We start from the raw sequence: 4,812 nt of genomic DNA, 5'->3' as shown, positions 1-4,812 counted from the left end.
GCCGACCCAACCAGGTCGACTCCCTCCTCCGCCCCCGCGAGGCACGCACCTGGACGCCGCTCGCCACGGGCGCCGACTTTGAAACAGCCCCTAGCCGATAGCCGCTCAGCGGTAGGCCGGGATCCCGGTGATCGCCTCGCCCAGGACGAGCGTGTGGATCTCCTGGGTGCCCTCGTAGGTGAGGACCGACTCCAGGTTGTTGGCGTGCCTGATCACCGGGTACTCGAGCGTGATCCCGTTGGCGCCGAGGATCGTCCGGGCCTGCCGGGCCACGTCGATCGCGGCGCGCACGTTGGCGAGCTTGCCGAACGACACCTGCTGCGGCGTCGCCTTCCCGGCCTCCTTCAGCCGTCCGATGTGCAGCGCGGTCAGCCCGGCCTGCCCCAGCGCGACCTCCATCCACGCGAGCTTCTCCTGCGTGAGCTGGAATCCCGCGATCGGCTTCCCGAACTGCTCGCGCGTCCCGGCATACGAGACGGCCGTCTCATAACACGTCCGCGCGGCACCGACGGCGCCGAAGATGATCCCGAACCGGGCCTCCGACAGGCAGCCCAGCGGGGCCCGGAGGCCGCGGGCTCCCGGCAGCAGCGCGTCCCCCGGCAGCCGCACCCCGTCGAGGACCAGCTCCGACGTCACCGACGCCCGCAGCGACATCTTCCGCTTGATGTCCCCCGCCGTGAACCCCGGAGTCCCCGCGGGCACGAGGAACCCGTTGATGCCGTCCTCGGTGCGCGCCCACACCACCGCGACGTCCGCCACCGACCCGTTGGTGATCCACATCTTGCCGCCGTCGAGCACCCACCCGGTGCCGTCGCGCCGCGCGGTCGTCGCCATCCCCGCCGGGTCCGAGCCGTGGTCGGGCTCGGTCAGCCCGAAGCAGCCCAGCAGCGTCCCGGCCGCCATCCCGGGCAGCCACCGCAGCTTCTGCTCCTCCGACCCGTACTTGTGGATCGCGGTCATCGCCAGCGAGCCCTGGACCGACATGAAGCTCCGCAGCCCCGAATCGGCCGCCTCCAGCTCCCGGCAGGCGATCCCGTACGCCACCGCCCCCAGGCCCGCGCACCCGTATCCGTGCAGGTGCATCCCGAACAGCCCGAGCTTGCCCATCTCCGCCGCCAGCTCCCTGACCGGCAGCTCCCCCCGCTCGAACCAGTCCGCGACATGGGGATCGACGGCCTCGGCACGGAACGCCCGCACCGTGTCGCGGATCATCCGCTCCTCGTCGGTGAGCTGGTCGTCGATCTTCAGAACGTCCATGACGGGGCCTCCGGCGGCGAGCGGCGATCTACCCGGGCCAGGGTAGGCGACCCGGCTTCCCCGGGGTCCGCTCAGGGGTGCTTTCAGGGTCTTTCCCGGATGTGACGCCCCGCCCGAAAGGGGCATTCTGAGGCCATGACGAACTCACTGCACCGCACCACCGAGAACAAGATGGTCGCCGGGATCTGCGCCACGATCGCCGAGCGCACCAACCTCGACCTGAACGTCACCCGCCTGGTCGTCGCCGGCACCACCGTCCTCGGCACCGTGGTCGGCATCGGCCTGACGATCCCCGTCCTCTACGCCCTGGCCTGGATCCTGATCCCGGCCGCCGGCGAGGAGCAGTCGATCGCCCAGCGCTGGTTCGACAAGCCCAAGGTCCAGGACGCGATGAACAAGACCCAGGACGCCCTCAGCAAGAAGCTGTGACCTTCACCTCGGCGGGCGGAGCGAACATCGAGCTCAGCACGTCACCGCGCACCTGGGTCCACACCATGGTGAGCATGGTCGCCACCGACAGCCCCGCCGCGCCCGCCAGCGCGACCACGGTCTCCGGACCGATCACCTGGGCGAGCGCTCCCCCGGCCAGGATGCCCAGCCCCTGGCCGGCCAGGATCCCCGACTGGGCCAGGCCGAACGCCTGGCCCCGCGCCTCGGCCGGCACCGCCGCCACGAACGCCGCGTTCGCCGCGAGCTGGTAGGCCCCGCCGGCCCCCGCCAGCGCCCACAGCCCGACGACGACCCACAGCCCCGGCTTCAGCCCGCACCCGATCAGCGGAGCGCACGCCACCATCGACATCCAGCCCATCGACCGGATCCGCCCCGACGGCCGGACGAACCGGCTGAACAGGAACGAACCGATCACCATTCCGGTGGGCATGGCCGCCATCAGCACCCCGACGTACAGGGCGTCCTTCCCGAAGGTCGCCGCGTAGGGCGCCGCCAGCCCCTCCGGGATCACGTAGAACGCGCACAGCCAGGCGAAACTGACCAGGCTCCGCAGGGTCGTGTCCCGGAAGACCAGGCGGGCGCCGTCCCGGCTGGTGCGCCACAGCCCCGGCCGCGGCCCGCCGTCCCGCGCGGCCTTGCGCTTGCGCACCCCGAGGACCAGGATCAGCGCGCTCAGCAGGAACGTCGCCGCGTTGACGCCCAGCGCCCGCCGCGGATCGAGCGCCACCACGAGCGCCCCGCCCGCCACGAATCCCAGCATCTGGGACGCCTGGTGCGTGATGTTGTTGACCGCCGCCCCGACGACGTACCGGTCGCCCTCGAGGATGTCGGGCAGCACGGCCGCCCGCGCCGCGGTGAACGGAGCCCCCAGCAGGGTCGTCACGAAGACCAGGGCGCACAGGGTCCAGAACGGGGTCCCCTCGATGGCCATCAGCGCGACGAGCACGGCCCGCGCCAGATCGCAGAAGACCATGACCCGCCGCCGCGGCAGCACGTCCGCGAGCCCCGACAGCACCGGCCCGCCCACGATCGGCGGCAGATACGTCAGGGCGTAAGTGAGCGCGGTCAGCAGCGCGCTCTGCGTACGGTGGTACACGAGAACGGCGAGCGCGACCTGAGCGAGCTGATCACCCAGCGAGCTCAGGGTCTGGGCGAACCACAGGTGCCGGAACTCGGCGACCCCGAAGACCTCTCGGTATGTCGCCTGTTCCTCCGGTGGCCGTCTGTGCCTGCCCACCCCACCATCAAATCACGTAGCGTGGCGATCAAGTGACCGAATGTGCCGAATTTCTGGGGGGAGTTACCACCCGAGTGCATGCAACCTGTCGTCATCGATCCCGAAGTGGTGCGCGATCTCGTGGACCACGGTGATCGCCACCTCCTCCTTGAGTTCCTCCTCCGTCTCACAGACTGCAAGGTGCTCAGTCCGGTAGATCTCGATCCGGTCGGGCAGGACTGCTGAGTACCAGTCGCCGCGTTCGGTCAAGGGAATCCCCGTGTAGAGCCCCAGCAGCCCCTTCTCCGGGGCATGATCCACCACCACGATCACGACGTTCCGCATCAGCTTCGTCAGCCCCGGTGGAATGGTGTCGAGAGCCTCGGCCACCAGTTCCTCGAACGCGAGCTCCGACATCTCGACCATAGGACTCTCCGTGCCTCTCCGCTGGACCCCCGGGCCCCGCACCCGCCGCACCGCCCTGTACGGCGCCATCGCCCTCATCGGCGTCCTCGGCGCCGCCCTGGGCCTGGTGCTGGGCGGCCGCATCCAAACCCCGGTAGGCCCCGCCAACGTCTCCCTGACGACCACTCTCTCCCTCAACGGCGGAACGGTCGTGGACGTCCCCCCGCTGGGTTCCCTCCGTCTTGATTCCCACTACGGCCCCTTCCGGCTCAACGCGCAGATCGTCCGCCTCCGCCCGGAAACGTCGCAGAACCTGCTGAACGACCCCGAAGCGGTCCAGAACCTGACCGACACGATCGGCGCCCAGGTCCGCCACGGCATCCTCTGGCTGGCCGTCCGGGGCTTCCTGGCGGGCCTGGCCTCGGCCTTCCTGCTGGCCCTGCTGCTCCTGCGCAGCTGGCGCCGCGCCCTCATCGCCACCGCCGCCGGCTTCACCGCGATGACCACCATGATGGCCCTGGCCGCCCTGACCTTCCGCCCGTCCTCGGTGGCCGAACCCCGCTACACCGGCCTGCTCGCCAACGCCCCCCAGCTCGTCGGCGACGCCAGGACCGTCGTCAACCGCTTCGAGGAGTACCGCGCGATGCTGGCCAAGCTGGTCGGCAACGTCTCCCAGCTCTACACAGCCACCAGCACCCTGCCGGTCTACACCCCCGACCCGGACACGATCCGCGTCCTGCACGTCAGCGACATCCACCTCTCCCCCGTCGCCTGGGACGTGATCCGCACGATCAGCACCCAGTTCAAGGCCAACCTGATCATCGACAGCGGCGACCTCACCGACCACGGCTCCCGCCCCGAGGACCGCTTCGCCAACGAGATCTCCACCTTCTCCGTCCCCTACGTCTACGTCCGCGGCAACCACGACAGCACCGGCACCCAGTCCGCCGTCTCGAAGATCAAGAACGCGGTCGTCCTCGACGGCCAGACCAAGACCGTCGACGGCCTCAAGATCTACGGCGTCGGCGACCCCCGCTTCACCCCCGACAAGACCACCGCCGACGACGACTTCACCGACGCCTCCCTCTACAACGAGGGCCAGGCCCAGGCCCAGCCCCTCAAGCAGACCCCTCCCGACCTGGTCGTCGTCCACGACCCCAACCAGGGCAGGGCCTTCGACGGCATCACCCCCCTGATCCTGACCGGCCACACCCACGACCGGAAGACGACCCTCCTCCCCTCCGGCTCCCGCCTCTTCACCCAGGGCAGCACCGGCGGCGCCGGCCTCCGCGGCCTCGAGCACGACACCCCCACCCCCATCCAGCTCTCCCTCCTCTACTTCACCCGCGCCACCCACACCCTCAAGGCCTGGGACGACTTCACCGTCGGCGGCCTGGGCCTCTCCTCCGTCCAGGTGGAACGCCACCTCTCCCCACCGGTGACCCTCACCCAACCCCCCACCCTTCCCTCCCCCTCTCTCCCGG

The 4,812-nt window shown here is 70.3% G+C and carries 5 protein-coding genes; 2 read left to right on the top strand and 3 right to left on the bottom strand.

The genetic code is table 11. The annotated features are described in order from the left end of the window. Window positions 1–105: 105 nt before the first annotated feature. Window positions 106–1,257 carry an acyl-CoA dehydrogenase family protein gene (locus ABD785_RS41075; RefSeq protein WP_344840320.1) on the bottom strand — a complete coding sequence of 384 codons (1,152 nt, stop codon included), beginning with the start codon at window positions 1,255–1,257 and terminating at the stop codon, window positions 106–108. Between the two features lie 135 nt (window positions 1,258–1,392). On the opposite strand from ABD785_RS41075, the gene ABD785_RS41070 reads away from it, so the two are divergent. After that, window positions 1,393–1,686 carry a PspC domain-containing protein gene (locus tag ABD785_RS41070; RefSeq protein ID WP_344840318.1) on the top strand — a complete coding sequence of 98 codons (294 nt, stop codon included), beginning with the start codon at window positions 1,393–1,395 and terminating at the stop codon, window positions 1,684–1,686. Here ABD785_RS41070 and ABD785_RS41065 read toward each other — a convergent pair. After that, entirely contained in the window at window positions 1,670–2,944 is a 1,275-nt protein-coding gene (locus ABD785_RS41065; RefSeq protein WP_344840315.1) for an MFS transporter, read from the bottom strand. The genes ABD785_RS41070 and ABD785_RS41065 overlap by 17 nt on opposite strands. Before the next feature lie 63 nt (window positions 2,945–3,007). Continuing rightward, a complete protein-coding gene (locus ABD785_RS41060; protein ID WP_344840312.1) occupies window positions 3,008–3,349 on the bottom strand; it encodes a metallopeptidase family protein in 342 nt (113 codons plus the stop codon). 10 nt (window positions 3,350–3,359) lie between these two features. Between ABD785_RS41060 and ABD785_RS41055 the strand changes: the two genes are divergently transcribed. Continuing rightward, window positions 3,360–4,812: metallophosphoesterase family protein (locus tag ABD785_RS41055; RefSeq protein WP_344840310.1), on the top strand; the 1,453-nt coding region annotated here is incomplete at its 3' end.

Origin of the sequence: Actinocorallia longicatena (genome assembly GCF_039534125.1) — a bacterium.
Classification (GTDB): Bacteria; Actinomycetota; Actinomycetes; order Streptosporangiales; family Streptosporangiaceae; genus Actinocorallia; species Actinocorallia longicatena.
This window is presented reverse-complemented; position numbering and strand designations above follow the sequence as displayed.

Bases quoted from the DNA above. Each gene is read 5' to 3' on its own strand.
- ABD785_RS41075 (WP_344840320.1), bottom strand. From the start codon at position 1,257: ATGGACGTTCTGAAGATCGACGACCAGCTCACCGACGAGGAGCGGATG.
- ABD785_RS41060 (WP_344840312.1), bottom strand. From the start codon at position 3,349: ATGGTCGAGATGTCGGAGCTCGCGTTCGAGGAACTGGTGGCCGAGGCT.
- ABD785_RS41070 (WP_344840318.1), top strand. From the start codon at position 1,393: ATGACGAACTCACTGCACCGCACCACCGAGAACAAGATGGTCGCCGGG.